Raw genomic sequence first — 25708 nt, 5'->3', positions numbered from 1 at the left:
AGGCAATCCCAAGCGGGCGCGCTTTTCCGGTAAAATTCGCCCCCTCTTTCCAGCTCAACCGACCGGTTTGCACCTCATGCCCACCCTTCTCAAGCTGCGCGGCGGCCTCGCTCTCTCCGCCTTCCGTATCGAAAAACTGCTGCAAGGCCTGCAAGCGGCCGGCATCCACGGCCTCGCGCCCTATGCCGAGTTCTGGCATTTCGCCGAAGTGGACGGCGCGCTGAGCGCCGACGAGGAAGCTAAGCTGGGCAAGATCCTCACCTATGAAAACCCGGCCGAACCCGCGCGTGCTCTGGGCAGCATGATTCTGATCACACCACGTGTCGGTACGATTTCGCCCTGGTCGTCCAAGGCCAGCGATATCGCCCATCTGTGCGGCCTGGGCCAGATAAGCCGCATCGAGCGCGGCATGGCCCTGTATGCCGGGCGCGATTTGAACGCGACCGAGCTGGCCAAGCTGGCCGAACTGGCCCACGACCGGATGACGGAAACGGTGTGGGCCAGCTTCGACGGCATCGAAGCGCTGTTCAGCCATGCCGACCCGCAACCGCTGGCCAGCGTGGACATCCTCGGCGGCGGCAAGCCGGCGCTGGAAACGGCCAATCGCGAGATGGGCCTCGCGCTGTCGGTGGACGAGATCGACTACCTGGTGGAGAACTTCCAGAAGCTTGGACGCAACCCGCACGATATCGAGCTGATGATGTTCGCCCAGGCCAATTCCGAACATTGCCGCCACAAGATCTTCAATGCCGATTTCATCGTGGATGGCGAAGCGCAGGAAAAATCGCTGTTCGGCATGATCCGCGATACTCATAAGGCCCACCCGGAAGGCACGGTGGTTGCCTACTCGGATAACTCCTCGGTCATCGAGGGCGCCGACATCGCGCGCTTCTTCCCGCAGCCGGGCAGCCAGACCTATGCCTACCAGCAGCGCCCCACCCATATCCTGATGAAGGTGGAAACCCATAACCACCCGACCGCGATTGCCCCGTTTGCCGGTGCAGCCACCGGTTCGGGCGGTGAGATCCGCGACGAAGGCGCGACCGGGCGTGGCTCCAAGCCCAAGGCTGGTCTGGCTGGCTTTACCGTGTCCAACCTGAATATCCCCGGCTACAAGCAGCCCTGGGAAGTGTTCTCCGACAGCCAGCTCGAATACGGTCGCCCCGGCCGCATCGTGTCGCCGCTGCAGATCATGCTGGACGGCCCGATCGGTGCCGCTGCCTTCAATAACGAATTCGGCCGCCCGAATCTGACCGGCTACTTCCGTACCTTCGAAGAGAAGGTGGCCGGCGAGATGCGCGGCTATCACAAGCCGATCATGATCGCCGGTGGTCTGGGCAATATCGACGCCGACCATGTCGGCAAGCACGATATTCCGGCCGGCGCGCTGATCATTGTGCTCGGCGGCCCCGGCATGCTGATCGGCCTCGGTGGCGGCGCAGCGTCGTCGATGGATACCGGCGCCAATGCAGCGGATCTCGACTTCGACTCGGTGCAGCGCGGCAACCCGGAAATCGAACGACGCGCCCAGGAAGTGATCGACCGCTGCTGGCAGCTGGGTGACAAGAACCCGATCCTGAGCATTCACGATGTGGGCGCGGGCGGTCTGTCGAATGCCCTGCCTGAACTCGTGCACGGCTCGGATCGTGGCGCCCAGTTCAAGCTGCGCGACATCCATATCGAAGAAAAGGGCATGTCGCCCATGCAGATCTGGTGCAACGAATCGCAAGAGCGCTATGTGCTGGCGATTCCGGCCAGCGCGCTGCCCACCTTCAAGGCGATTGCCGAGCGCGAGCGCTGCCCGTTTGCCGTGGTGGGTGCCGCCACGCTTGAGCAACAGCTGGAAGTGGCCGATGCCCACTTCGGCAACAAGCCGGTAGATATGCCGATGGATGTGCTCTTGGGCAAGCCGCCCAAGATGAGCCGCGATGTGCAGCGCCTGCAGCGCGAGATTCCGATGTTCGATTCGAGCTCGCTCGATCTGCACGATGCGACCTACCGCGTGCTGCGTCTGCCGGCCGTGGCCGACAAGCGCTTCCTGATCACCATTGGCGACCGCTCCGTGGGCGGTGTGACTGTGCGCGACCAGTTGGTCGGTCCCTGGCAGATTCCGGTCGCCGACGTGGCCGTGACCACCATGGGCTTCAATACCTACCAGGGCGAAGCGATGGCCATGGGCGAGCGTACGCCGCTCGCGCTGATCTCGGCGCCGGCTTCGGGCCGTATGGCGATTGGCGAGGCGCTGACCAATCTGGCCGCTGCCCCGATTGCCAAGCTCGGCGACGTCAAGCTGTCGGCCAACTGGATGGCCGCCGCTGGCCACGCCGGTGAAGATGCCAATCTGTACGACACGGTGAAGGCGGTGCGTGATCTGTCGATTGCACTCGGCATCAGCATCCCGGTCGGCAAGGACAGCCTGTCGATGAAGACGGTGTGGCAGGACGGCCAGGAAGACAAGGCCGTGGTCGCACCGCTGTCGCTGATCGTATCGGCCTTCGCGCCGGTCACCGATGCGCGCAAGACACTGACCCCGCAGCTGAAGACCGACCAGGGTGATACCGACCTGATCCTGATCGACCTGGGCAATGGCAAATGCCGCCTGTCCGGCTCGGCTCTGGCCCAGGTTTACAAGCAGGTGGGCAACCACGCACCCGATCTGGAAGACGGCGTGGCGCTGGGTAATTTCTTCAAGGTGGTGCAGCAGCTGAATGCCGACGGCAAGCTGCTTGCTTATCACGACCGCGGCGACGGTGGCCTGTTGGTGACCATTGCCGAGATGATGTTCGCCGGCCATACAGGCGTGACCCTGGACGTGGACGAGCTGTGCATCGAGCGCCGCCGCGCCGAGCGCGAACTGGGCGAGATCACCCCGGAATCGGTGGCACGCGCCGACAATGGTCGCCTGATGGGTGTGTTGTTCAACGAAGAACTGGGCGCCGTGCTGCAGGTGCGCCGCAGCGATACCAATGCGGTGATGGCCGCCTTCTTCGCCGCCGGCATCCGTAGCCAACTGCATATCATCGGCACGCTGAACGACGACGACCGCCTGAAGATCAAGAAGCGCAACCGTCTGGTGTTCAACGAGACCCGAATCGAGCTGCAGAAGGCCTGGTCCGAGACCAGCTGGCAGCTGCAGCGCCTGCGCGACAACCCGGCCTGCGCCGACAGCGAATACGCACTGATCGAGGACAAGCATGCGCGCGGTCTGTATGCCGAGCTGAGCTTCGACCCGAGCGAGAATGTGGCCGCGCCCTATATCGCCAAGGGCGCACAGCCCAAGATCGCCATCCTGCGCGAGCAGGGCGTGAACGGCCAGATCGAGATGGCCGCCGCCTTCGACCGCGCCGGCTTTGGCGCCGTGGATGTGCATATGTCCGACATCCTGTCCGGCCGCGTGTCGCTGCAGGACTTCCAGGGCTTTGCCGCCTGCGGTGGCTTCAGCTACGGCGACGTACTGGGTGCTGGTGAAGGCTGGGCCAAGTCCATCCTGTTCAATGCCCGTGCACGCGACGAGTTCGAAGCCTTCTTCCAGCGCGCTGACAGCTTTGCGCTGGGCGTGTGCAACGGCTGCCAGATGATGTCGAATCTGTCCGAGATCATCCCTGGTGCCGCCGCCTGGCCGAAGTTCCGTCGCAATGCCTCCGAGCAGTTCGAGGCGCGCCTCGTGATGGCCGAAATCACTCAGAACCCCTCGCTGTTCTTCGCGGGCATGCAGGGCTCCAAACTGCCCGTGGTGGTATCGCATGGTGAAGGCCGCGCCGTATTCGGCAGCGAAGCCGACCGCAAGGCCGTGCTGACCGCGCTGCGCTATGTAGACGACCGTGGCCTGCCCACCGAGGTCTACCCGCTCAACCCGAACGGTTCGCCCGACGGTGTGGCCGGCGTGACCACGGCCGATGGCCGCTTCAGCATCATGATGCCGCACCCGGAACGCACCTTCCGCACCGTGAACCTGAGCTGGCACCCGGAAAACTGGGGCGAGGACAGCGCCTGGATGCGCATGTTCCGCAATGCCCGCCAGTGGCTGGGTTGATGGCTGAGCTGCGGCAGCCCGCATGCTGAGCGTGGCCTGGTGGCGCCAATGGGGCCCGGTGGTGGCCCTGTGGTGCCTGGTGATTGCCGGCTTCTATACCGGCATAGACTGGCTGCTGCAGCGTCAGGCCATGCCCAACCGGGTGGAGAACCTAAGCGGGGAGGTGCTGCAGCTGCAGCGCGCGCGCGATGGCCACTACCGGCTGGAAGGCCTGATCAATGGCCAGCGCGTGCGCCTGATGCTCGATACCGGCGCCAGCGGCGTGGCCCTGGATAGCCGCCTGGCCGCCCAGCTCGGTCTGCCGCAAGGCCCGGCCATGGCACTCTCCACCGCCAACGGCACGGTACAGGGCTACGCCACCCGCATTGCCGAGCTGCGCCTTGGCGATATCGTGCTACGCGATATCCGCGCCAGCGTCGCACCGAATTTTGGCGACCCCGAGGAAGTGCTGCTTGGCATGAGCGCCCTCAAACATCTGGATCTGAGCATGCGCGGCGACACGCTGACCTTAAGCGTGCCACGCGACACACCGTGAGTCTGCCCGAACAAGCCCTTTCCCTGCTGCAGTCGATCTTCGGCTACGAGCACTTCCGTGGCCGCCAGGCCGAGATCGTTGCCCATGTGGCCGGCGGCGGCGATGCGCTGGTGCTGATGCCCACCGGCGGCGGCAAATCGCTGTGCTTCCAAATCCCGGCCCTCTTGCGCGACGGTTGCGCGGTGGTGGTCTCGCCGCTGATCGCGCTGATGCAGGACCAGGTGGAAGGCCTGCACCAGCTCGGCATCGACGCAGCCTTCCTCAATTCCACCCAGACCCTGGACGAGACGCGTGAAGTCGAGCGGCGCTTCATGGCCGGCACGCTCAAGCTCTTGTATGTGGCGCCCGAACGCCTGCTCACGCCGCGCTTTCTCGGCCTCCTGGAAAGCGGGCCGGTCTCGCTGTTCGCCATTGATGAAGCGCACTGCGTGAGCCAATGGGGGCACGACTTCCGCCCCGAGTACATTGGCCTGTCGCTGCTGCATGAACGCTTCCCGCAGGTGCCGCGCATCGCGCTGACCGCCACCGCCGACGCTGCCACGCGCGCCGAGATCGTGCAGCGCCTGGCCCTCGAAGACGCGGCCCAGTTCGTCTCCAGCTTCGACCGCCCGAATATCCGCTACCGCATCGTCGAGAAGGACAATGCGCGCAAGCAGCTGCTGGCCTTTATCGAGCGCGAACACGAGGGCGACGCCGGCATCGTCTACTGCCTGAGTCGCAAGCGGGTCGAGGACACCGCCCAGTTCCTGTGCGACAACGGCATTGCCGCCCTGCCCTATCACGCCGGCATGGCCGCCGAGCTGCGCGCGCGCAACCAGCAGCGCTTCCTGCGCGAAGACGGCATCGTGATGGTGGCCACCATTGCCTTTGGCATGGGCATAGACAAACCCGATGTGCGCTTTGTCGCCCATATCGACCTGCCCAAGAGCCTGGAAGGCTATTACCAGGAAACCGGCCGCGCCGGCCGCGATGGCCTGCCCAGCAGCGCCTGGCTGGCCTATGGCCTGAACGATGTGATGCAGCTGAAGGAAATGATCGAAGGTGGTCAGGCCCCCGGGGCGCAGAAGCAGGTGGAGCGCCAGAAGCTGAACGCCATGCTGGGCCTGGCGGAAACCGTGGCCTGCCGGCGCCAGGTCATCCTCAACTACTTCGGCGAAGCCTCGCAGCCCTGCGGCAATTGCGACAACTGCCTGACCCCGCCCAAGACCTGGGACGCCACCGAGGCGGCGCGCAAGGCGCTCAGCTGCGTGTTCCGCACCGGCCAACGCTTTGGGGCCGGGCATATCATCGACGTACTACTTGGCAAGTCCACCGACAAGGTCAAGCAGCACTTCCACGACCAGGTCAGTACCTTCGGCATCGGCAGCGATCTGTCCGAAGCCGGCTGGCGCTCGGTGCTGCGTCAGCTGCTGGCGGCCGGCTTCCTGCAAACCGAGCCCGAGTTCGGCGGCCTGCAGCTGACCGACACCGCCCGCCCGCTGCTGCGCGGCGAACTGGCCCTGCACCTGCGCGGCCTGCCCGAGAAAACCCGTGATAAGCGCGGCAGCGACAAGAAACGCAGCCCCGCCAGCCTCGACATCGCCCCGGCCGACGAGGCGCTCTGGCAAGCCCTACGCAGCAAACGCCGCGCCCTGGCGGACGAGCAGGGCGTACCCGCCTACCTGATCTTCACCGACGCCACCCTGAAAGCCATGCTGGACGCTCGTCCGAGCAGCCTGGACGAGATGGCGCATATCTCGGGGGTGGGGGCGCAGAAGCTGGAGCGGTATGGGGACGCATTTTTGGGTGTGTTGAATGTTTGATTTGCATTAGGCGCCATATGCCATTCCCTGAGGACGTTTCCCCCGAAGACAAACACAAGCTACGGCAGTTCTACCGAGTATTGCTGTCCTACGCCGACTTCAAGCACGCGCACCAAGTCGCTCATCACATCATCGATACCAAGCTGCATGAAAGATATCAGGGTGATACGACAGTGTTGCTACAAGCACTAAACTGCTCGATGGTCTTGGCCTATTGCAGGCCTTTTTCTGGAAACGCCGGCAAACGTGGGGAGTCGATCCCAGATCTACCGGCTCGGTATCTTCGAGTACTCTCCGAGCGGGAACGCGAGATTCATGAGGTAGTTCTGTTTGATCGCAATAAATATCTGGCGCACACCGATGCAGATGCCTCAGCAATCGATCCAGTGCGCTTGCAGATCGACAGCTCGCGTGAAGTGCTGATTCCGCTGCTCGAAGACAGACTTGCTCCTCTCGATGAAGAGGCAACTCGGCATCTGCTATCGGCCTCATTAAAACTACTGCACAAACTAGCAGCAGAGCGACAGGCCTCGGAGCCGGCACTCATGAAGTACTTCAGAGTTGCGGGACCCGACCAACTGTTCGGCGAACCAGAGTGACGCATAAACACCCACTCAAGCGGGCTCGCTAGGGCATGTGCTAGAACGTCCCCACGGCGTAGGCGGCATAGCTCCAAGCAGTAGGCTGGATCACGCCATACTTCTGAGTTCACACATGTGCGTGAGCAGCATTCGACGCGATTCGCTGCGTTCAAGGTGCCCTACGAATTTGCAACACAAACGCCGGCACTGACCATTCTACGGAGTGCCCATCTGCCCTCGGTACTCGCCGAGCAGCACAGAAGCTCGCGGGGTAGTCCGGGGCAAGCTGTTTGAGCCGGCCGGAACGGGCGGCGAGTTCTTGCCCCGGCCGCGAGGTTCGCGCAGCGCAGGGAACCCGGCGCAGCCGGGCGAGACCGCGGGCGCGCCTTTCTTTGCTGACTTTCTTTGGCAAGACAAAGAAAGTCAGGCGGCTGCGGGACGCCCCCCGCACCCAAACCGTGCGCAGCACGGATCATGCGGCGCAAGCCGCTAAACAGACACGCCCGGTGGGCAAAGTTGCCCACCCTACCGGGCTGCCCCCTCGGTTTGACCACGGCCTGCTCGCCCAGGCTACCAGCTGCCCACCGCTCCACTCCCTTCCCCCAAACGCCCACGCAGGAAGTCGATGAAGGCGCGCACCTTGACCGGTGGGTAGCGGCCGGCCGGGTAGACGGCGTAGATGCCGGCGCCTGGTAGCTGCCAGTCGGGCAGCAGGGCCAGCAGGCGGCCGTCGGCCAGCTCCTCGCGCACCATATAGTCGGGCAGTACCGTGCAGCCCACGCCGGCACGCGCGCATTCGCGCACCACGTTGGCGCTGTTTACGCGCATAGCGGCGCGTGCGCGTACCGTGGCGCGGCGGCCGTCCGGGTGGGTGAAATGCCAGGTCAGCGGCGAGGCCAGCACGGTCAGCGCGACCCAGGGCTGACCGTTCAGCTGCTCGGGCGCGCTGGGCCGGCCCATGCGTGCGAACAGGCCGGGCGCCGCCACCGGCACCTGAGCGAAGCCACCCAGCTTGACCGCGCGCAGGCTGGAATCGCGCAGGATGCCGCCACGTACCGCCACATCGATGCCCTCGGCCAGGAGGTCGAGCTTGATATCGCTGGCGATCAGTTCCACTTCCAGGCGCGGATGCTGGGCGGCGAAGTCGGCCAGCAGGCTGCCCAGCACCCCATCGCTATACGAGGCGCCGGCCGTGATGCGCAAGCGCCCCTCCAGCTCGCCCGCGCTGCCCAGGCGCGCCAAGGCACCTTGCAAGCCGGCTAGCAATGGCGCGCTATCGGCATACAGCTGCTGGCCGGCCTCGGTGGCGGCCACACGGCGCGTGCTGCGCGTGAACAGCGCATGGCCCAGCTCGGCCTCCAGGCGTGCCACTTGCAGGCTGACCTGCGACTTGGTGATGCCCAGGCGTTCGGCCGCGGCGGTGAAACCGCCCGCCTCCACCACGGCGGTAAAGACCTGCAGACGGTTCAAATCGGTCTGGCGCATGGCATTGTTCTCGATAAAGCAATAATGAATTCTGCTTTAGCGCGTTTATCCGATCAATTGGCGCAGGCATGATGCGCACAACTTGATACGGAATACCGCCATGCCCCTGCCATTAACCCTCTTGTTCGATCCGCTCTGCGGCTGGTGCTACGGCGCCCATCCCGCCCTGGCTGCCGTCGATGCGGCGCTGGCGCCGGCCTGGACGCTGCTGCCCACCGGCCTATTTGCCCAGCCCCAGGCGATGACGGCCCAGAAGGCCGCTTATTTCTGGCAGAACGACCAGCGCATTGCCGAGCTGACCGGCCAGGTGTTCAGCCCCGCTTACCGCGAACAGGTGCTGGCCGATCTGGCCACGCCTTTCGACTCCACCCTGGCCACCCAGGCCTGGCTGCATATCGTCGCCGCGCAACCGTCGGCGGGCCTGCAGGCGCTGCATCGCATTCAGGCGCTGCGCTATGTGGATGGCGAGGCGTACACGCCCGCGTCGCTGGGCCGCATCGCGGCCGCCTTGGGCCTGGATGCCTCGGCCTTCCAGCAAGCGCTGCAAGGCGGCTGGCCCGCGCAAGCCGAAGCCCTGCTCGGCCAGGCTAGGCAGCTCATGCACGCGCATGGCCTGAATGGCGTACCCAGCCTGCTCTGCCAGGGCCGGCCCGTGTCCAGCCATCTGCTCTACCAGCCCGTACAGCTGGTCGACTATCTGCAGCAACAACACTGAACCCACATCCCACTAAGGAGACCCCTATGAAAATCGCCCTGATTGGTGCCACCGGCTTTGTTGGCAGCGCCCTGCTCGCCGAAGCCCTGCAACGTGGCCACAGCGTGACTGCCCTACACCGCAACCCGGCCAAGCTGCCGGCCCAAGCTGGTCTGACTGTCGTGCAGGCCGATGTTTACGATGCCGCCCAGGTGGCCGCCGCCGTAGCCGGTGCCGAGGTGGTGATCAGTGCCTTCAACCCTGGTTGGGACAAGGCCGATATCCATGATCTGTTCCTCAAGGGGCAGGACGCCATCGTGGCCGGCGTGAAGGCGGCCGGCGTAAAGCGCTTTATCACCGTGGGTGGCGCAGGCAGCCTGTATGTGGCGCCGGGCGTGCAGCTGGTCGATACGCCGGACTTCCCGGCCGAATGGAAGCAGGGGGCGCTGGCCGCACGTAAGGCGCTTACGCGCATCCGTGGCGAAGCCGCGCTGGACTGGACCTTCGTCTCCCCGCCGGTCTTCCTGGCGCCGGGCGAGCGTAGCGGACAGTACCAGCTGGGCGGCGAGGAAGTGCCGTTCAAGGGCGAAGCGCCGGCCGGTATCTCGGTAGCCGACTTGGCGGTGGCGATTGTCGACGAGGCCGAGCAGGCCAAGCATGTGAAGGCGCGCTTTACTGCCTTCAGCGCCTAAGTCCCGCCAGTACGCTTTATCGGCGGCGCCCACGCGTCGGCCCCCTCGCCACGGCCGCCTTGCACGCGCCGTGGCGCGATTGATTGCCTGTAGGAAAGTCCCCCCATGTCCGCACGCCTTCCCCTGCCCGGCTGGCTGATTCTGCTCGGCGCGCTGACCGCCGTCGGTCCGCTGTCCATCGATATGTATCTGCCCAGCTTTCCGGCCCTGGAGCTGGCGCTTGGCCGCGGTGCCGAGCTGACGCTGGCCTGTTTTTTCATTGGCCTCGCGCTCGGTCAGCTGTTCTATGGCCCGCTCAGCGACCGCTTCGGGCGTAAGCCGCCGCTGTATGTGGGGGTGGCGCTGTATCTGCTGGCCTCGCTGGCCTGCGCGCTGGCGGTGAATATCGAGCAGCTGGCCGCCCTGCGCCTGCTGCAGGGCCTGGGCGGCTGTGCCGGCATGGTGCTTGGCCGCGCCATCGTGCGCGACCGCTGCGATGCACGCAGCGCCGCACAGGCTTTTTCTCTGCTGATGCTGGTGATGGGCCTGGCACCGATTCTGGCGCCGCTGCTCGGTGGCTGGCTGCTACTGCTAGCCGACTGGCGTGCCATCTTCGCCTTCCAGGCGCTGTTCGGCCTGGCCTGTCTGCTGGCTGTGCACTGGAGCCTGGCGGAAAGCCACGTCCAGCGCGGCGCGGCGCCGCTCGCGCTGGGCAGCATCTTGCGCGGCTATGGCGCGCTGCTGCGCGAACGGCATTTCCTCGCGCCCACCCTGGCCGGCGGCATGGCGCAGGCAGGCATGTTTGCCTATATCGCCGGCTCGCCCAGCGTGCTGATTGCGCAATATGGCATCTCGCCCCAGCACTATGGCTGGGTATTCGGCGCCAATGCACTGGGGCTGATTACCGCCAGCCAGCTGAATGCCCGCCAGCTGGCACGCCATGCGCCGGCCTGGCTGCTGCAGCGCGCGCTATGGGCGCCAGCTCTGGCTGGAGTGGGCCTGCTGCTGATCAGCCTGCTCTGGCAGGGCCAGCCACCGCTGTGGCTGCTATTGCCCGGCCTGTTCGGCTTTGTGGCCAGCCTCGGTTATATCGGCCCGAATGCGGCCGCCAGTGCGCTCGCCGGCCAGGGCGAGCGCGCGGGCAGTGCCTCGGCCTTGCTCGGCGCGCTGCAGTTTGCCCTGGCTACGCTGGCCGGGCTGGCCATGGCACTCGGGCATGGCGGCGGCAGCCTGCCGCTAGCTGCGGCCATGGCCGTGTGCGGGCTGGGCGCGCTGCTGGCCCTACGCTTACAGCCGCGTGCCGAGGCGGCGCCTCAGCCCGCCTGAAGCCAGCGCGCGGAAACGGCTTTCGCCCCGGCCCTCGCGCAGTCTAGAGTGGTAGGACTTGCTACCGCCCGACTGCGGCGGCAAACCCGGGGTGGAGAGAGCAATGTGGCGCGCGCTGTATATATGGCTGGGACTGGTGCTGCTCTGCAGCGCACAGGCGGCCGAGCGCCTGCGCTTGGCCAGTGGCGACTGGCCACCCTATGCGGGCCGCCAGCTGCCATACGAGGGCAGCGCCAGCCGCATCATCCGCGCAGCGCTGGCCGAGCAGGGCATCGTGGTGGAATTCGTCTACCTGTCCTGGCCGCGTGGCTTGGAAATGGCGCGGCGCGGCCATCTGGACGGCACCATTCTGTGGACCCCGACACCCGAGCGGGCGGTCGATTTCCTGTTTTCCGACCCGGTGCTGCACAGTGAGGTGATGCTGCTGTATCGCCAGGACAGCCCGCTGTACGGCAAGCCACCGCGCGCCCCGCAGGGCTACCAGATCGGCCTGCCACATGGCTACAACTATGGTGAGATCCCGCTGCTGCAGACGCTGCTGCAGCAATCGGGCCGGCCGGCGGTCAAGATCGCCGACGATGGGCAGGGCATCAAGGCCTTGGTGCAGGAACGCATCGATCTGTATCCGATCGACCGCCATGTCGGGCGCTGGCTGCTGACCAAGCTGGGTAAGCCGGCCGAGGTGGTGCAGGCACTCGAGCCACCCTTGCGCACCGAGCCGCTTAGCGTGCTGCTCTACCGCCACAAAGCCGGCGCCAGCAGCCTGCAGGCGGCGCTGAATGCCGGCCTGGAAAAACTGCGTAGCAGCGGCCAGCTGGAAGCCTGGCTACACGAGGCCGATACGGCCGTCGGCCCCTGAGGCGCGCCAACAAGGCCTTGCGGCATTCGGCAGCGCCGGCCTAGTAGACATCGCGCCGGTAGCGGCCGGCCGCCAGCAAGGCATCCATCCCCTCCTCACCCAGCGCGGCCGTCAGCTCGGCCTGCACGGCCGGCGCCATGCCCTGGGCGCTGCCGCACACATACACGGCCGCTCCGTCGGCAATCCAGTCCAATAGCCGCGCACGCTCAGCCTGCAGCACATGCTGCACATAGCGGCAGCTGCCACCATCGCGCGAGAACACCGCATCCAGATGGCTGAGCTGGCCTGCAGCCTGCCAGGCTTGCAGCTCAGCCTGAAAGTAGAAATCGTGGGCGGCATTGCGCTCGCCAAAGATCAGCCAGTTGCGCCCCTGGCCGTGCGCCGCGCGTGCCTGCAGATGCGCGCGCAGGCTGGCGAGGCCGGTGCCATTACCGATCAGGATCAGCGGCCTGTCCTCATTCGCATCGAGCTGGAAGCTGCGATTCGGGCGGATGCGCAAGGCCAGCTCGGCACCTTCGGGCAGGTATTCGGTTAACCAGCCCGAACCGAGACCCAACCGACCATCGGCATTGCGGGTCTGACGTACCAGCAAATCGAGCGCGCCGCTGGCGGGTATCGACGCAATCGAGTATTCGCGGTGTGGCAAACGCGGCAGGGCATCGCGCAGGGCGGCGGGCGAAAGACGGCGCAGCGCCTGTAGCTCATCTGCCCGTTCGGGCAGCAAGCGGTCGGCGAGCGCCAGCTGCCAGTCCGGGTGCGCGGCCAGGCCGGCGGCCGACAGAAAGGCGCCGATACGTTCCGGAGCATTGCGCGGCCCGATCTCGGCGATATCGCCGGCCTGCCAGCTCGGCCCGTCTTCCAGCGCCTGCAGGCGCAGATGGAAGGTGGGCGCGGCGCAACCGGCCGGGTTCAGGCAGCGGCGTGTCAGCAGCTGCCAGCGCTGGTAGTCGGGCGTGCGCCAGTCGGCCATGGTCTGCCCGCCAGCCAGCGCGCTTAGCTCGTACTGCCAGTGGCGCAGCGCGGCCGGGTCGAGCTTGTCCACCTCCACCGTATCGAACAGCGCCTGGGCACCGCTATGCCGCAGCCAATCGTCAAGCTGGCGGCCAAATGCGCAGAACTGCGCATAGCTGCGGTCGCCCAGGGCCAGCAGCGCGTAGTGCAGGCCAGCGAGTTCGGCGCGCGCCGCCATAGCCTGGCGCAGGAAGGCATGCGCGCTATCGGGCGCATCACCCTCGCCGGTGGTGCTGACGATAAACAGCGCGCGTGGGTAGCGCAGCAAAGTCGGCAGGTCGAGCCGATCCAGGCTGCAGCAGTGCACGGCCTGGCCAGCCGTCTGCAGCGCATCCGCGCTGTGCTGGGCCAGCTGTTCGGCCTGGCCGGTCTGGCTCGCGTACACGATCAGGAGCGGTGCCTGTGCGTCGGCCAAGGTGGGCAGACGTGCGGCCAGGCTGCGCTGGCGATGCCGCCAGGCGGTCCAGGCACAGAACAGCAGGTAGGCAAGAATCAGCAGCGAAGCGGCAAGCGGGCGGGCCATGGATACGGTCGACAGAAGGAGAATGAGGCGGGACTTAGTCCTGCAGCCGCGCCAGGGCGCTACTCAGGTGTTCGCGCAGGCCATCGGCGCAGCGTTCGATGATTAAAGCAGCGAGCTGATAGCGCTCGGCATAGGCGAGGCCGGCCTCGACGCCGAGTACGCTGATTGCGGTCGCATGCGCATCGGCCAGCATGCAGCGCGGATGCAGCACGCTGACCGAGGCCGGCGCGGCCAGCAGCGGCTCGCCGCTGCGCGGGTCCAGCGTGTGCGCATAGTCACGCCCGGCATGCTGGAAGTGGCGCAGATAATCGCCCGAGGTAGCCATGGCCAGGCCATGCAGGGCCACCACGGTATCGGCCAGCTGGCTGCCCGGCGGCTGAGCCAGCACCACCCACCAGGGCTGAGCGTCGGGCTTTACACCCAGGCCGGATAACTCGCCGCCCACTTCGACTAGCGCACTGCTGATCCCCAGGCCGCGCAGATAGTCGAGCACCGCATCCACCGCATAACCCTTGGCGATGCCGGAAAAGTCGAGCTGCAGCCCACCGGGCTGGCGCACGCGCCGCTCGGCCGCCTGCAGCTCAAGGCGCTGCCAGCCCGAGCAGGCCTGCGCCGCCACCACCTCCTGCGCGTTGGGCGGCACTTGGCGCGGGCCAGGTGGTCCGAAGCCCCAGAGATTGACCAGTGCGCCGACCGTGGGGTCGAAGGCACCGTCGCTGGCACGTGCCACCGCCAGGCCCGCCTGCAGCACGGCAAAGCAGGCTTCGGGCAGCGTATGCCAGCTGCCGGCTGGCGCGCGGTTGAAGCGGCTGAGCGCGGAATCGCTTGCCCAGTGGCTCATCTCGGCCACCACCTGGTCGAGCACGCGCTGGATGCCGGCCTGCAGGGCCGGGCGCGAGCGCTCGGCCACGCCGGCCAGCTTGACCACCCAATGGGTGCCCATACTCAGGCCGTCGAGCTGCATGGGCTCACCCTGGCGTGGCCGGGCCTGCAGGGCACCCAGCTCAACCGGAATCAGCACCCGGCGCGCGGCCACCGCAGTGGACATTACTGCGGCGCCACTTCCACCGTAGCGGTGTAAGCCAGGCTACGTTGCTTGGCCGCCTTGACGGTGACCTTATCGTCCTTGATGTCGGCATCGATCCAGTACAGACCCGCCTGCGGCCAGTTCACCGTGACCTTGCCTTCGCGGTCGGTCTTGAGCTTGATCTCTTCGAGCTTGTTGCGGTAACGAGTCTGGCTACGGATCAGCACGACTTCGACGCCCTCGGTCGGCTTGCCATCGACCAGGAACTGAAACACGGCCGGCTCGCCCGATACCAGATCGGCTGGATGGGTGATGGCCTGCATTTCCAAGCCCTTGCCGGTCGGCTTGATCGGCGTGGGGGCGCCAACGGTGACGAAGGTTTCCAGACGGCTGGCTGATTCATTGACCTGCAGATCGGTGGCGTCCTGCGGCACTTCCTTGGCAAAAGCTTCGGCCGTGCCCATCCAGCGCTTGGGCTGACCATCGACCTTCCAGCTGGCGCGCACGCCGCTGCGTACCAGTTCCATGCGGTAGGTGCCCTTCTGCTCCAGCTTCACATCAAAGCTCGAACGCAGCTCGCCCTTGAACACATTGACCGGCGCCACCTTATTGCCATCCGGGGCCAGCACCACCAGCTGTTCCACACCTAGCGGACGGTGGTTGAGATTGAAGGGGTCGCTGGAGGCGGCCGCATCGACGGTCACGTACTGGAAGGAGGACAGCACGGTGCTGGATGGCTGCAGCCAGGCGCTATGGGCATGGGCGACGGCCGGCAGAGCCAAGGCAGTAAGCAGGGCAAGGGTGTGACGCACGGGCATGGGATATCTCCGAAAGAATGGGGGCGGATCAGGGCTTGAGTTCGAGCTGGATGGCGCCCAGCTCGCTGCTGCCGGCGGCGCTCAGGCGCTGGGCCTTCTTGCTCGGCCAGCTGAAGGGCAGCTTGACCACTTCACGGCCGCCCGATTCGCGCGCGGCTTCGATCACCAGCCGGTATTCACCGGCCGGCAGCTTGGCCAGCGGTGCCTTGCCTTCCACGAAGCTCAGTGTGTGTTCACCAGCCGGCTTGGTCGCGCCCGAGACACCATCCAAGGGCATCTGCAGCTCGCGGCCGCTCTTACGCCACCAGGTACGCAAGTCCTTCAGCCACTTGCTGCCTGCGCCCTCGGCACCCTTGGTGCGCAGGTCATACAGCACGGCCAGATTGGCGGCCACGTTCTGGTCGAGTTGCTCGACCCACACCGCCACATAGGGGCGGTGGTATTCGGCCACATTCAGACGTGGCAGCTCAAAGGTCAGATTCATTTCCGCCGCCTGGCCATGGCTGCTGAACAAGCCAGCCACCACGGCCGGCAGCGCGGCCGGCATCCAATTACGCATCGCGATTTCCTTTAACTCAGTGAATAAACAGCAGCGCCAACACCACCGGCAGCACCAGGCCCAGCCCTACCATCGGCCAAGTGGCCGGGCGTTGGCCGGCGTGGATTTGCAGCAAGAACAGACCAGTCAGCGAGAACAGCAGCGCCGAGACGGCAAACAGATCGAGAAACCAGCTCCAGGCCGTACCGGTGTGGCGACCCTTGTGCAGATCATTCAGATAAGCGACCCAACCGCGCTGGGTCAGCTCATAGGTCAGCTCACCGCTCGCGCGATCTATGCTCAGCCAGGCATCGCCGCCCGGGCGAGGTAGCGACAGATAGATTTCCTCTTCCGACCATTCCGCCGGCTTGTCCGCGGCCTGCACGGCCAGCTCCGCAGCCAGCCAGTCGGCCAGTGCGCCGGGCAGCGGCTGCTTGTCTGTACTCGGGTTCTGGCTGAGCAGGCGCTGCAGCGGCTCGGGCAGCTCACGGGTCTCGGTCTTCACCTCGGGTTTGGCTTCGATCAGGCTGGCGTTGTTCAGGGTCAGGCCGGTGATGGCGAACAACAGCATGCCCATCAGGCAGGCAGCCGAGCTGATCCAATGCCAGCGATGCAGATGTTTGAGCCAGAAGGCGCGACGTTGTGGGTTGGCTTGCTTGGGCATGCAGTATCTAGTGCTGCGCCGGGCTTCGCGGCCCCGGCAATATTCAAATGCGAATTACACGCATTCTCTCACAAGAATTGCAGTGCGCAGCCCGGCGGGCCGCGGTGCAACGGGAATTTACAATTCAGTCCATTGGCGCAATAGATTGTGATAATGGCCGGTCAGGCCCAAAACCTGCGCGGTATCGCCAATCTGGCCACGCAGCGCCTGGATATGGCTGTCCAGCTCGAACAACATGCCGCGCCGCGCATCGTCGCGCACCATGCTCTGGGTCCAGAAAAACGAGCAGATGCGTGCGCCACAGGTGACCGGCTCAACCCGGTGCAGGCTGGTGGACGGATAGAGAATCAGGTCGCCGGCCGGCAGCTTCACTTCATGCGTGCCATAGGTATCCATGACCACCAGTTCGCCACCCTCGTATTCGTCCGGGTCGGTCAGGAATAGCGTGGTCGAGACATCGGTGCGCAGACTGAGGCTGGTACCGGGAATGCTGCGGATCGCGCCATCCACATGCAGGCCATAGTGCTCACCGCCTTCATAGCAGTTGAACAAGGGCGGCACGCTACGCAGCGGCAGGGCAGCCGACATGAACAGCGGATGGGCATACAGCGCCTTCAGAATCACCTCGCCGAGTTGGCGACCCAAGGGTGACAGCTCGGGCAGCTGGCGGTTGCGTTTGACCTGGGCACCTTGCGCACCCACTGTGGCGCGCCCATCGGTCCAGTCAGCCTCGGCCAGCAACTGGCGGAATTCGGCCACCTGGGCGCGGCTCAGTACTTCGGGAATATGTAACAGCATGCAAATCATCCTTCACGACAGTGCATCGGGGCCTGGGCGCCACCGCACAAAAAGCCCCTTCCGGCAGGAAGGGGCTTAGGCACAGACAAGGCGTGCTTAGAACAGGAAGTTGCCGCTCAGGCGCACCGAACGCGGTGCGCCCGGCAGATAGCGGGCACCGCTATTGTTCAGGCTGGCCACGTATTCCTTGTCAGCCAGGTTGAACACATTCAGTTGCAGGGTGGTGTTCTTGTTCAGCTCGTAAGCGGCCATCGCATCCAGCACCCAGTAGTCGGGCACATTGACGATGCCATTGGTCCCGGCAGCCACCGTAGTGCTATTGGTACGGCGCACCGAATCGATATAACGTGCGCCACCGGCCAAGGTCAGGCCGAAGGGCAGCTTGTAGCTGTTCCAGGTGGTGAAGGTCAGGCGCGGCGACCATTGCACCACACCACCATCGGTCGGGTTGTTACCCCCGGTCGAACCACGGGTGATCTTCGGGTCCATATAAGCGAGGCCGGTGCTGATTTGCCAGTTCTTGGTCACGATGCCGGTGGCGTTCAGCTCCACACCGCGAACGCGGCGCGTACCAACCTGCAAGGTGGTGCCATCGTTCAGGGTGGCGAACTCGTTCTTGTTCTCGCTCTCGTAAATGGCCGCCGTCAATGCCAGCTTGTCGCCCATCACATCCCACTTGGTACCCAGTTCGATATTGCGGCCCTTTTGCGGGTCGACATTTGGGTTGTTGGCGTTATTGGCGCTATTGCTCAGCGAGAAGTTGGCGCTGCCCGGTGGCAGTTGCGAAGTCGCGTAAGAGATATACACGCTGCTCTTTTCGGTGGGCTTGTACAGCGCGCCAACCTTGAGACTGAGCAGATTGTCCGAATCCTCGATATTGCTGGACAACAGGGTGCCGACCGGAATGTTCTGCGGCGTGCTGGTGCCCTGCACGGTCGTGGTGCTGGTCACGGTGTTGTAGTGCTCGAAGCGCAGGCCGCCATTGAGCTGGAAGCGCTCGTTCAGCTTCAGGGTATCGAACACATACAGCGCGGTGGTATTGGTCTCACCCTTGGTGCGGCCACCGGTGTAGACCAGCGGCTGGAACACATCGTTGACGCTAGGCGCATACAGATTGGCGGCAACTTGCGTGCTGCCGGTTGGAATAGCGCGCGTCTTGCTGTCCTGCATTTCATGGGTGACTTCCAGACCAGCGCTCAGCGTGTGCTTAATGCTGCCAGTAGCGAATTCGGCGTTCAGATTGGTCTGGTTGGTCAACACCAGGTTTTCCTGATCACGCCCTTGGCGGTTGCGCGTGGCGGTCCATAAGGCCGGATTGGCATTGGTGGCAGTAATCCCATTGGTGCCGGTCATCGCATACAGCTGGTTCGACTTGCCGAAGCGCGAGGTGTTGCGCAGGGTCACACCCTGGGCGAAATCATGCTCGACGCGGGCAGTGAACATATCGGCACGCACCTTGTTGTGATCGCTGAGCGAGCCGTAGAAATTGCTGGTATCCACCTTGGGCGCGCTGCGGGCCGCGGCCGAGGCATTGTCGAAGCCTTCCAGGCCAATGGTGGGCAGGCCGCCGTCCGGACGCGCATCCTGCTGCATGTGCAGCAGGTAGAAGTAGGCGCGGGTCGGGCTATTCAGGCCGAAAGCCACCGAGGGCGCCACGCCCCAGACATCGTTCTCGACATGGTCGCGACCATCCACGCCGCTATCCTGTTTCATCACATTCAGGCGGAAGGCCGCGCCCTCCAGAGGCAGGCTGCGGTTCACATCGGCGGTCACGCGCTTGTAATCGCCGCTACCCACGGTCACGCTGGCGCCGAGCAGATTGTCGCGGCTGGGCAGCTTGCTGCTCATATTCACATAGCCGGAGGCGGCGCCACGGCCGTTATCGGCACCGGCCGGGCCCTTGGCGATTTCCACCTGCTCGGTATTGAAGGTATCGCGGCTGATGCCACCGAGATCGCGGATGCCGTCGACGAAGATGCTGCCCTGGGTATCGAAACCGCGCATAAAGATCGAATCGCCGGTGGCGGTATTGCCGTTCTCGCCCAGCAGCATGGTGATGCCCGGCGTGTTGCGCAGCGCATCGGACAGCGTGGTGGCGGCCTGTTCCTGCAGCAGCTCCTTCTTCACCACGGTAATGGTTTGTGGCGTATCCACCAGCGGTTGGGTCAGCTTGGGCGAGCTGGCCTTGTCGGCCTTATAGGTCGGCGCAATGCCGTCCGCCTCCACCTTCACGGCCGGCAGTACCGGGCCATCCGCCTGTTCCGCGGCCAGTGCCATACCAGCCGGCATGGCCAGCATCAGCGCCGAGGCCAGCGCCGATGTCTTCAGGCGGCCTGCATCGCTGTGCTTTTTACTGGTGATATACGCCATCTTGCATTACTCCCTCGTTGGTTAGTCTGAGCGGACTGCCGGCCCCACTGCGTGGGCTTGGCCTGTCCTGAAATTCCATGCTGGCAGCGTCTGCCTAGCGTCTGTTCCGGCCATCCGAATGGCAGGGGCAAAAAAAACCGGCCCCATGTGGGGCCGGGAATCCGTACTGGGTGGTGACTCACGCATCGCCTAATGCGGTTGAGGAACGCAGCAAGGCTTTGCATCTACCCGACCAACAGAGGCCATTCGCTTCCCGATCGCAACCGCCGATGCTGACTGAGCAGATGGACAAATCTTATCGATAACGATTCGCATTTGCAAACTGTATTTACATTTATTTCTGCATGGCATGCAAATCAACCACGCTGGCCCGTGAATCCGGCCGGCCCAGGCGCTCATGGCATAATTAGGCCATGGTTGCTCCTACCCGCCCCCTCGCCGTCTCGGTTGCCGAAGCCGCCGACCCGCAAGCCTGGCTTGCTCGTCTGAGCGATCGCTTCACCGCCGAGGAAATGACCCAGCTCGCTGCGGCGATGGACTGGGCGCAGACCCTGTACGCCGGCCGGCGCTACGAACCGATCGGTGCGCCGGTCTTCCCTCATGCGGTGGCTGCGGCCAGCATCGTGGCCGACCTGCGCCTGTCGGCCGATACCGTGATCGCCGCCCTGCTGTTCTGTGCGCCCGACTACCTGCCCGATGCGCATGCCCAGATCGAGGCGCGCTTTGGCCAGACCGTGGCCAAGCTGGTCGATGGCATCAGCAAGGTGCGCAAGATGGCGGCGCTCAGCCGCGTGGAAGCCAGCCGCAAGGAAGACGCCCAGCAGCAGATCGAGACCGTGCGCAAGATGTTGCTGGCCATGGTGGAAGACATCCGCGTCGTACTGGTCAAGCTGGCTTGGCGTACCCAGACCATGCATTACCTGGCCAAGTGCGAGGAAAGCGTGCGCGTGCCGATTGCGCGCGAAACGCTGGATATCTTCGCCCCGCTGGCCAACCGCCTCGGGGTCTGGCAGATCAAATGGGAACTCGAGGACCTCGGCTTTCGCCATCTGGAGCCGCTCACTTACAAGAAGATCGCCAGCCTGCTGGATGAAAAGCGCGTCGACCGCGAGAACTTCATCGCCGATTCGATTAGCACGCTGCGCGAGGAACTACTCAAGCAGGGCATCAAGGCCGACCTGATGGGGCGGCCAAAACACATCTTCAGTATCTGGAAGAAGATGAAGCAGAAGCGGCTGAACTTCAGTGAGATGTACGATATCCGCGCGATCCGGGTGCTGGTGAACAGTATTCCTGAGTGCTACACCGCGCTTGGGGTCGTGCATAACCTGTGGCAGCCGATTCCGGGCGAGTTCGACGATTACATCAGTCACCCGAAGGGCAATTTCTACCGCAGCCTGCACACGGTGGTGATGGGACCGAACGATAAGGCGCTCGAGGTGCAGATCCGCACCTTCGAGATGCACGAACATGCCGAGTACGGCGTGGCCGCGCACTGGCGGTATAAGGAAGGCGGCTCGGGCGACGCACGCTACGAGGAAAAGATCGCCTGGCTGCGCCAGCTCCTAGACTGGCGCGACGATATGAGCCAGCAGAGCACGGTGGCCGAAGCGTTTCAGGCAGAACAGTTCGACGACAGCGTGTATGCACTGACGCCTGCCGGACGCGTGATCGTGCTGCCGCAGGGCTCGACGCCAGTCGATTTTGCCTATCACCTGCATACCGATCTTGGCCACCGCTGCCGCGGCGCCAAGGTGGATGGACATATCGTGCCCCTGGGCACTGCGCTGCAGACCGGCCAGCGTGTCGAAATCATCGCCGCCAAGGAAGGCGGGCCTAGCCTCGACTGGCTGCACCAGGGCTATCTGAAAAGCCACCGTGCGATCACCAAGGTGCGCCACTGGGTGCGCCAGCAGAATCTGGACGTGGCCATCGAAGCCGGCCGCGCGATTCTGGACCGAGAACTGGCGCGCGCCGGCGGCCACCCGAATCTGGACGAACTGGCCGATAGGCTCGGTTTCAAGCAGCTGAACGATCTGCTTGCCGCGGTCGGACAGAACGAGGTGACCTCGCGCGACCTGGCGATTGCACTGGCACCCGCGCCCATCGAAGCCCCGGTCGAAGCGGGCGATATCATCAAGCGTGCACGCGCCGACACCCATGGCGAAGGCATCCTGATCGAGGGCGTAGACAAGCTGATGACCATGCTGGCCAAGTGCTGCAAGCCGGTGCCACCCGATGCGGTGATCGGCTTCGTCACCAAGGGGCGCGGCATCAGCATCCATCGGCGCGACTGCGCCACGCTCAAGCGCCTATCGGCCAATGCCCCCGAACGGCTGATCACCGCCGATTGGGGCGAGAAACTGACCGGCGCGCTGCACGGCCAGGTATTCGCCGCCGATGTGGAGGTGGAGGCGCACGACCGCCCCAGCCTGCTGCGCGATATCTCCGACCTGTTCTCGCGCGACAAGATCAATGTGACTGCCGCGCAGACCCTGACCCGTAACCAGATCGCCCGCATGCGCTTCACGCTGGAAATCCGCGATGCGCAGACCCTGCGCCGCGTGATGGACCATGTGCAGCATGTGCCAGGCGTCATCGGCGTGACCCGCCGCTAAGCCCTCCTCGCATACCGGAAACCACCATGATCCATAACGACGTACTGCGCAGCATCCGCTACATCCTCGATATCAGCGATGCGCGCATGGCCGACATCATCAAGCTGGGCGGCCTGGATGCCGACAAGTTCGATGTGATCGCCTATCTGAAACGCGACGAGGAACCCGGCTATCTGGACTGCCCGGACGAGGTGATCGCCCACTTCCTAGACGGCCTGGTCGTGCACAAGCGCGGCCGCGACGAGAGCCGCCCGCAGCCGCCCATCGAGCTGCCCGTGTACAACAACACGGTGCTGAAGAAGCTGCGCGTGGCGTTCGAGCTGCGCGAGGAAGACATCCTGGCCATCATCGAGCAGGCCGGCTTCCAGGTCAGCAAACCCGAGCTGAGCGCGCTGTTCCGTAAGCCCGATCACAAGAACTACCGGCGCTGCGGCGACCAGTTCCTGCGTAACTTCCTCAAGGGCCTGACCCTGCGCCTGCGGCCGGAAACCCGCTGAGGCATCTCATTTGGCTTACGGCTGACAATAAAAAACCCGGCCGAAGCCGGGTTTTTTATTGTCAGCCAACGCTTAGTCGCGCTCGCCGCCAAAGGCCATCAGCAGGTTCAGCAAGCTGGTGAACAGATTGTAGATGTCGAGGTAGAGCGCCAGGGTGGCGGTCACATAATTGGTCTCGCCACCGTTCACGATGCGGCTCACATCCACCAGGATAAAGGCCGAGAAGATCAGCACGGCCACCGCCGAGATGGTCAGGCTCAGGGCCGGAATCTGGAAGAAGATGTTCGCCAAACTAGCCACGATCAACAGGATCAGGCCGATGAACAGGAACTTGCCCATGAAGGAAAAGTCCTTCTTGCTCACCGTAGCCAGGGTAGCCAGCGCGAAGAAGATGGTCGCCGTACCACCCGCCGCCATCCCGATCAGCTGAGCACCGTTGCTGAACTGCATGGCCACCTGCAGATACTGCGACAGCCACAGGCCCATGAAGCCGGTGTAGGCGAGCAACAGCAGCACGCCGGTCGCGCTGTGCTTGGTCTTCTCGATGGCATAGAAAGCACCGAAGCTGACGGCCAGGAAGACGATGAGGCCCATCCAGCCACCGACCATGAACTTCATGCTCATGCCAAGCCAGGCACCGATCGCGGTCGGGATCATCGACAGGGCCAACAACATATAGGTATTGCGCAGCACCTTGTTGCGGCTGGTAGCGAGATCGGCACCGCCGTAACCAGTACTCACGGTTTGCCATTGCGATTGCATGGACGACTCCTCAGAGGGTTTTAGATAGTGCGTGAGATTAAGCGAACGGCACAAAGTTTCAAGCCCCCGCACCCAGGATGGCAAAAATCGCCCGCTTGCAGTACCATCGCGGCCGCTAAGTGGAAGCGTGGCCGAGTGGTTTAAGGCAGCGGTCTTGAAAACCGTCGTAGGTGAGAGCCTACCGTGAGTTCGAATCTCACCGCTTCCGCCAGCGCAGCCAGCCTCCAGTCATGGGGGCTTTTTTCATTTCTGCACCCTTGGCAGCCGTCATGGGCTCAGCGCTGGAAGTGTTCGATGGCGCGGGTCAGTTGCTGATTGGTCTGCTGCAGATCCTGGGTCGCCTGCTGCATCTGGCGCATGCTGTGCAGATTGGCTTGGTTGTCCTGCTTGATCTGCAGGATGGCGGCCGCCAACTGCTGCACGCCGCTTAGCTGCTGCAGCGCGCTACTGGCGATCTGCTGCGCGGCCTCGGCATTGCTGTGCGCTTCACTGGCCATGCGCGCCAGCGCTTCCCCGGCCACACCTACCCGGTTCACCCCGATGTGGACAGCCGCGCTGCTCTGTTCGGTGGCCTGTAGCAAGGCGGAAATGGTGGGGGGGATATCCAGCAGGATGCGGCGGACTTCGCTGACCGCCTGCTTGGATTGGCCGGCCAAGGTCTTCATCTCCTGCGCCACCGCCACGAAACCACCGCCCTGCTCGCCAGCATGCGCGGCTTCCACGCTGGCATTGACAGCCAGAATGGCCGCCTGCTCGGCCAAGGCATTGACCACACTGATGATGGCGCTGATATCCAGGCTGCGCTCGGTCAGCTCGGCGATGCGCTCACCCACCAGATGCATGCGTTGCTGGATCTCAGCCATCGCCTGCGCGGTATCGGCCACCGCCTTCCGGCCATCCTGGGCCACCTCGGCCGCGCCGCTCGAATTGTGCGAGACCTCGGCCATGCGCTGCGCGGTGATTTCGCTGCTCTGGCGTAGCTCCGCAATCGTGGTGGCCAGCTGGGTAATCGCCACCGCCGTCTCATCGGTGGCCTGGCTGACCTGTTGGGCACCGCTGGACACCGTACCGACCACGCCGGCCATCAGCTGCTTGCCCTGCTGCAAGCTCCCCACCACCGCCTGCAGATTTTCCACCATATTGCGCAGGGCCAGGCCCAGCTCGTCCTGTGTCGAGCTGAGCGGCGGCGCTACACGCAGATCGCCAGTGGCAATCTGGCTAGCCAGGCTAGCCTTGCTACGCAGGGAGCTGGCCATGCTGGCGAAGGCCTCGCGCAGCTGGCCCAACTCGTCGCGGCGTGGCTGGCTCGACAGCCTGGGGGCCAGATTACCAGCAGCGATCAGGCTCGCGGCCTGCGTGAGCTCAGCCAAGGGGCCGACGATATTGCGTCCCACCGCCCAAGCCGCCAGCAGCATGGCCATCAGGGCGGCGGGAATGCCGTAGCGCAGTACCGCCAGGGCGAGATTGGCCCTTTGCAGCTGCGCCTGATCGCGCTGCTGTAATAGGCGCTGCTCCTCGGCGCCCATATCCGTCATCACCACGCGGATGCGATCCATCCATTGCTTACCACGGTCGGACTGCACCACGGCCTGGGCCGCTGCCAAGCCCTGGGTGCGGCGCAGCGCAATGGTGTCGCGCAGCTCGCTCAGCTTACTGTTCAGGGCGTGCTGCAAAGCTTGCTGACGCTGCTGCTGTGCCGGGTTATCACGGGTCAGTTCGGCCAGCGCACGCAGGGCCGAAGGCAGGTCGCGCAGCGCCTGCTGATACGGGGCCAGATAGCTGTCCCGCCCAGTCAGCAGATAACCACGCTGGCCGGTTTCCGCATCCTTGAGCAGGGTATGAATCTGGTCGAGCTGGTGCAGCACGGCGAAAGTGTGTTCCTTCCAGCGCGCTGCCTCGAGTAGCCCGCTGAGGCTGCGCTGCGCGATCAGGCCCACCGACAGCAAGGCCAGTGCCACGATCAGATATCCCAGGCCGATTTTCCTGCCTACGGTCCAGTGCATGCCCATCCTCCCCTGCCCGCCTCGGGGCACCGGCAGTCTTTATATATTCAATCGCTTGCCAGATAAGGGCCGGCAGGCCGCTTCGGCATGTCC

Annotated in this window: 20 protein-coding genes and 1 tRNA gene; 11 read left to right on the top strand and 10 right to left on the bottom strand. The window is 64.5% G+C overall.

Going from position 1 to position 25708, the window contains the following annotated elements:
* Positions 1–76: 76 nt before the first annotated feature.
* The 4 genes from purL to BT173_RS18490 are packed head-to-tail and all read left to right on the top strand — an operon-like array spanning position 77 to position 6969.
* Positions 77–4033, top strand: a complete 3957-nt coding sequence (purL, locus tag BT173_RS18505; RefSeq protein ID WP_072430166.1) for a phosphoribosylformylglycinamidine synthase — start codon at positions 77–79, stop codon at positions 4031–4033.
* 22 nt (positions 4034–4055) lie between these two features.
* On the top strand, positions 4056–4568 hold the full coding sequence (locus BT173_RS18500; protein WP_072430165.1) for a retropepsin-like aspartic protease family protein: 513 nt from the start codon (positions 4056–4058) through the stop codon (positions 4566–4568).
* Positions 4565–6370, top strand: a complete 1806-nt coding sequence (gene recQ, locus BT173_RS18495) for a DNA helicase RecQ (protein ID WP_072430164.1) — start codon at positions 4565–4567, stop codon at positions 6368–6370. The genes BT173_RS18500 and recQ overlap by 4 nt, the downstream gene beginning before the upstream one ends.
* A 17-nt stretch (positions 6371–6387) precedes the next feature.
* Positions 6388–6969, top strand: a complete 582-nt coding sequence (locus BT173_RS18490) for a hypothetical protein (RefSeq protein WP_072430163.1) — start codon at positions 6388–6390, stop codon at positions 6967–6969.
* A gap of 552 nt (positions 6970–7521) precedes the next feature.
* On the opposite strand, the gene BT173_RS18485 is transcribed toward BT173_RS18490, so the two are convergent.
* Complete coding sequence (locus BT173_RS18485) at positions 7522–8436, bottom strand: LysR family transcriptional regulator (protein ID WP_072430162.1); 915 nt, start codon at positions 8434–8436, stop codon at positions 7522–7524.
* Positions 8437–8536: 100 nt separating this feature from the next.
* On the opposite strand from BT173_RS18485, the gene BT173_RS18480 reads away from it, so the two are divergent.
* The 4 genes from BT173_RS18480 (at position 8537) to BT173_RS18465 (ending at position 11986) form a co-directional block, all read left to right on the top strand.
* Positions 8537–9151 carry a DsbA family protein gene (locus BT173_RS18480; RefSeq protein WP_072430161.1) on the top strand — a complete coding sequence of 205 codons (615 nt, stop codon included), beginning with the start codon at positions 8537–8539 and terminating at the stop codon, positions 9149–9151.
* Positions 9152–9177: 26 nt separating this feature from the next.
* A complete protein-coding gene (locus BT173_RS18475; protein ID WP_072430160.1) occupies positions 9178–9822 on the top strand; it encodes an NAD(P)-dependent oxidoreductase in 645 nt (214 codons plus the stop codon).
* 105 nt (positions 9823–9927) lie between these two features.
* Positions 9928–11127, top strand: a complete 1200-nt coding sequence (locus tag BT173_RS18470; protein ID WP_072430159.1) for a multidrug effflux MFS transporter — start codon at positions 9928–9930, stop codon at positions 11125–11127.
* A gap of 103 nt (positions 11128–11230) precedes the next feature.
* Positions 11231–11986, top strand: a complete 756-nt coding sequence (locus BT173_RS18465; protein WP_072430158.1) for a substrate-binding periplasmic protein — start codon at positions 11231–11233, stop codon at positions 11984–11986.
* A gap of 40 nt (positions 11987–12026) precedes the next feature.
* On the opposite strand, the gene BT173_RS18460 is transcribed toward BT173_RS18465, so the two are convergent.
* The 7 genes from BT173_RS18460 to BT173_RS18430 form a co-directional block, all read right to left on the bottom strand.
* Positions 12027–13520 (bottom strand): flavodoxin domain-containing protein, encoded by a 1494-nt coding sequence (locus BT173_RS18460; protein WP_072430157.1) that lies wholly within the window; start codon positions 13518–13520, stop codon positions 12027–12029.
* 34 nt (positions 13521–13554) lie between these two features.
* A complete protein-coding gene (locus BT173_RS18455) occupies positions 13555–14568 on the bottom strand; it encodes an FAD:protein FMN transferase (protein ID WP_072430156.1) in 1014 nt (337 codons plus the stop codon).
* A complete protein-coding gene (locus BT173_RS18450) occupies positions 14568–15365 on the bottom strand; it encodes a DUF4198 domain-containing protein (RefSeq protein ID WP_072430155.1) in 798 nt (265 codons plus the stop codon). Before BT173_RS18450 ends, BT173_RS18455 begins: the two co-directional genes overlap by 1 nt.
* A 28-nt stretch (positions 15366–15393) precedes the next feature.
* Positions 15394–15924, bottom strand: coding sequence for a DUF2271 domain-containing protein (locus BT173_RS18445; protein WP_072430154.1), 531 nt, complete (start codon positions 15922–15924; stop codon positions 15394–15396).
* Between the two features lie 16 nt (positions 15925–15940).
* Positions 15941–16567, bottom strand: a complete 627-nt coding sequence (locus BT173_RS18440; RefSeq protein WP_072430153.1) for a PepSY-associated TM helix domain-containing protein — start codon at positions 16565–16567, stop codon at positions 15941–15943.
* A gap of 117 nt (positions 16568–16684) precedes the next feature.
* A complete protein-coding gene (locus BT173_RS18435; protein WP_072430152.1) occupies positions 16685–17365 on the bottom strand; it encodes a Fe2+-dependent dioxygenase in 681 nt (226 codons plus the stop codon).
* Positions 17366–17461: 96 nt separating this feature from the next.
* The gene (locus BT173_RS18430) at positions 17462–19735 is read right to left on the bottom strand and encodes a catecholate siderophore receptor Fiu (RefSeq protein WP_072430151.1); all 2274 of its coding nucleotides are present in this window, start codon (positions 19733–19735) and stop codon (positions 17462–17464) included.
* 413 nt (positions 19736–20148) lie between these two features.
* On the opposite strand from BT173_RS18430, the gene BT173_RS18425 reads away from it, so the two are divergent.
* Both BT173_RS18425 and BT173_RS18420 read left to right on the top strand, forming a co-directional pair.
* Positions 20149–22353 carry a RelA/SpoT family protein gene (locus BT173_RS18425; RefSeq protein WP_072430150.1) on the top strand — a complete coding sequence of 735 codons (2205 nt, stop codon included), beginning with the start codon at positions 20149–20151 and terminating at the stop codon, positions 22351–22353.
* 26 nt (positions 22354–22379) lie between these two features.
* A complete protein-coding gene (locus tag BT173_RS18420; protein ID WP_072430149.1) occupies positions 22380–22850 on the top strand; it encodes a YehS family protein in 471 nt (156 codons plus the stop codon).
* Between the two features lie 72 nt (positions 22851–22922).
* Here BT173_RS18420 and BT173_RS18415 read toward each other — a convergent pair whose 3' ends face one another.
* Positions 22923–23612 carry a Bax inhibitor-1/YccA family protein gene (locus BT173_RS18415; RefSeq protein WP_072430148.1) on the bottom strand — a complete coding sequence of 230 codons (690 nt, stop codon included), beginning with the start codon at positions 23610–23612 and terminating at the stop codon, positions 22923–22925.
* A 121-nt stretch (positions 23613–23733) separates the two neighbouring features.
* Here BT173_RS18415 and BT173_RS18410 point away from each other — a divergent pair.
* Positions 23734–23823 (top strand) — tRNA-Ser (locus BT173_RS18410).
* A gap of 64 nt (positions 23824–23887) precedes the next feature.
* Here BT173_RS18410 and BT173_RS18405 read toward each other — a convergent pair.
* Positions 23888–25615 (bottom strand): methyl-accepting chemotaxis protein, encoded by a 1728-nt coding sequence (locus BT173_RS18405; protein WP_072430147.1) that lies wholly within the window; start codon positions 25613–25615, stop codon positions 23888–23890.
* Between the last annotated feature and the right edge of the window lie 93 nt (positions 25616–25708).

This window comes from Chitinimonas taiwanensis DSM 18899, from assembly GCF_900119825.1.
Lineage (GTDB): Bacteria > Pseudomonadota > Gammaproteobacteria > Burkholderiales > Chitinimonadaceae > Chitinimonas > Chitinimonas taiwanensis.
Note: the sequence above shows the minus strand (reverse complement) of the source record. Positions and strands in the feature narration are given on the sequence as shown.

Bases quoted from the DNA above. Each gene is read 5' to 3' on its own strand.
- purL (WP_072430166.1), top strand. From the start codon at position 77: ATGCCCACCCTTCTCAAGCTGCGCGGCGGCCTCGCTCTCTCCGCCTTC.
- BT173_RS18500 (WP_072430165.1), top strand. From the start codon at position 4,056: ATGCTGAGCGTGGCCTGGTGGCGCCAATGGGGCCCGGTGGTGGCCCTG.
- BT173_RS18490 (WP_072430163.1), top strand. From the start codon at position 6,388: ATGCCATTCCCTGAGGACGTTTCCCCCGAAGACAAACACAAGCTACGG.
- BT173_RS18485 (WP_072430162.1), bottom strand. From the start codon at position 8,436: ATGCGCCAGACCGATTTGAACCGTCTGCAGGTCTTTACCGCCGTGGTG.
- BT173_RS18480 (WP_072430161.1), top strand. From the start codon at position 8,537: ATGCCCCTGCCATTAACCCTCTTGTTCGATCCGCTCTGCGGCTGGTGC.
- BT173_RS18475 (WP_072430160.1), top strand. From the start codon at position 9,178: ATGAAAATCGCCCTGATTGGTGCCACCGGCTTTGTTGGCAGCGCCCTG.
- BT173_RS18470 (WP_072430159.1), top strand. From the start codon at position 9,928: ATGTCCGCACGCCTTCCCCTGCCCGGCTGGCTGATTCTGCTCGGCGCG.
- BT173_RS18465 (WP_072430158.1), top strand. From the start codon at position 11,231: ATGTGGCGCGCGCTGTATATATGGCTGGGACTGGTGCTGCTCTGCAGC.
- BT173_RS18460 (WP_072430157.1), bottom strand. From the start codon at position 13,520: ATGGCCCGCCCGCTTGCCGCTTCGCTGCTGATTCTTGCCTACCTGCTG.
- BT173_RS18455 (WP_072430156.1), bottom strand. From the start codon at position 14,568: ATGTCCACTGCGGTGGCCGCGCGCCGGGTGCTGATTCCGGTTGAGCTG.
- BT173_RS18450 (WP_072430155.1), bottom strand. From the start codon at position 15,365: ATGCCCGTGCGTCACACCCTTGCCCTGCTTACTGCCTTGGCTCTGCCG.
- BT173_RS18445 (WP_072430154.1), bottom strand. From the start codon at position 15,924: ATGCGTAATTGGATGCCGGCCGCGCTGCCGGCCGTGGTGGCTGGCTTG.
- BT173_RS18440 (WP_072430153.1), bottom strand. From the start codon at position 16,567: ATGCCCAAGCAAGCCAACCCACAACGTCGCGCCTTCTGGCTCAAACAT.
- BT173_RS18435 (WP_072430152.1), bottom strand. From the start codon at position 17,365: ATGCTGTTACATATTCCCGAAGTACTGAGCCGCGCCCAGGTGGCCGAA.
- BT173_RS18430 (WP_072430151.1), bottom strand. From the start codon at position 19,735: ATGGCGTATATCACCAGTAAAAAGCACAGCGATGCAGGCCGCCTGAAG.
- BT173_RS18425 (WP_072430150.1), top strand. From the start codon at position 20,149: ATGGTTGCTCCTACCCGCCCCCTCGCCGTCTCGGTTGCCGAAGCCGCC.
- BT173_RS18420 (WP_072430149.1), top strand. From the start codon at position 22,380: ATGATCCATAACGACGTACTGCGCAGCATCCGCTACATCCTCGATATC.
- BT173_RS18415 (WP_072430148.1), bottom strand. From the start codon at position 23,612: ATGCAATCGCAATGGCAAACCGTGAGTACTGGTTACGGCGGTGCCGAT.
- BT173_RS18405 (WP_072430147.1), bottom strand. From the start codon at position 25,615: ATGCACTGGACCGTAGGCAGGAAAATCGGCCTGGGATATCTGATCGTG.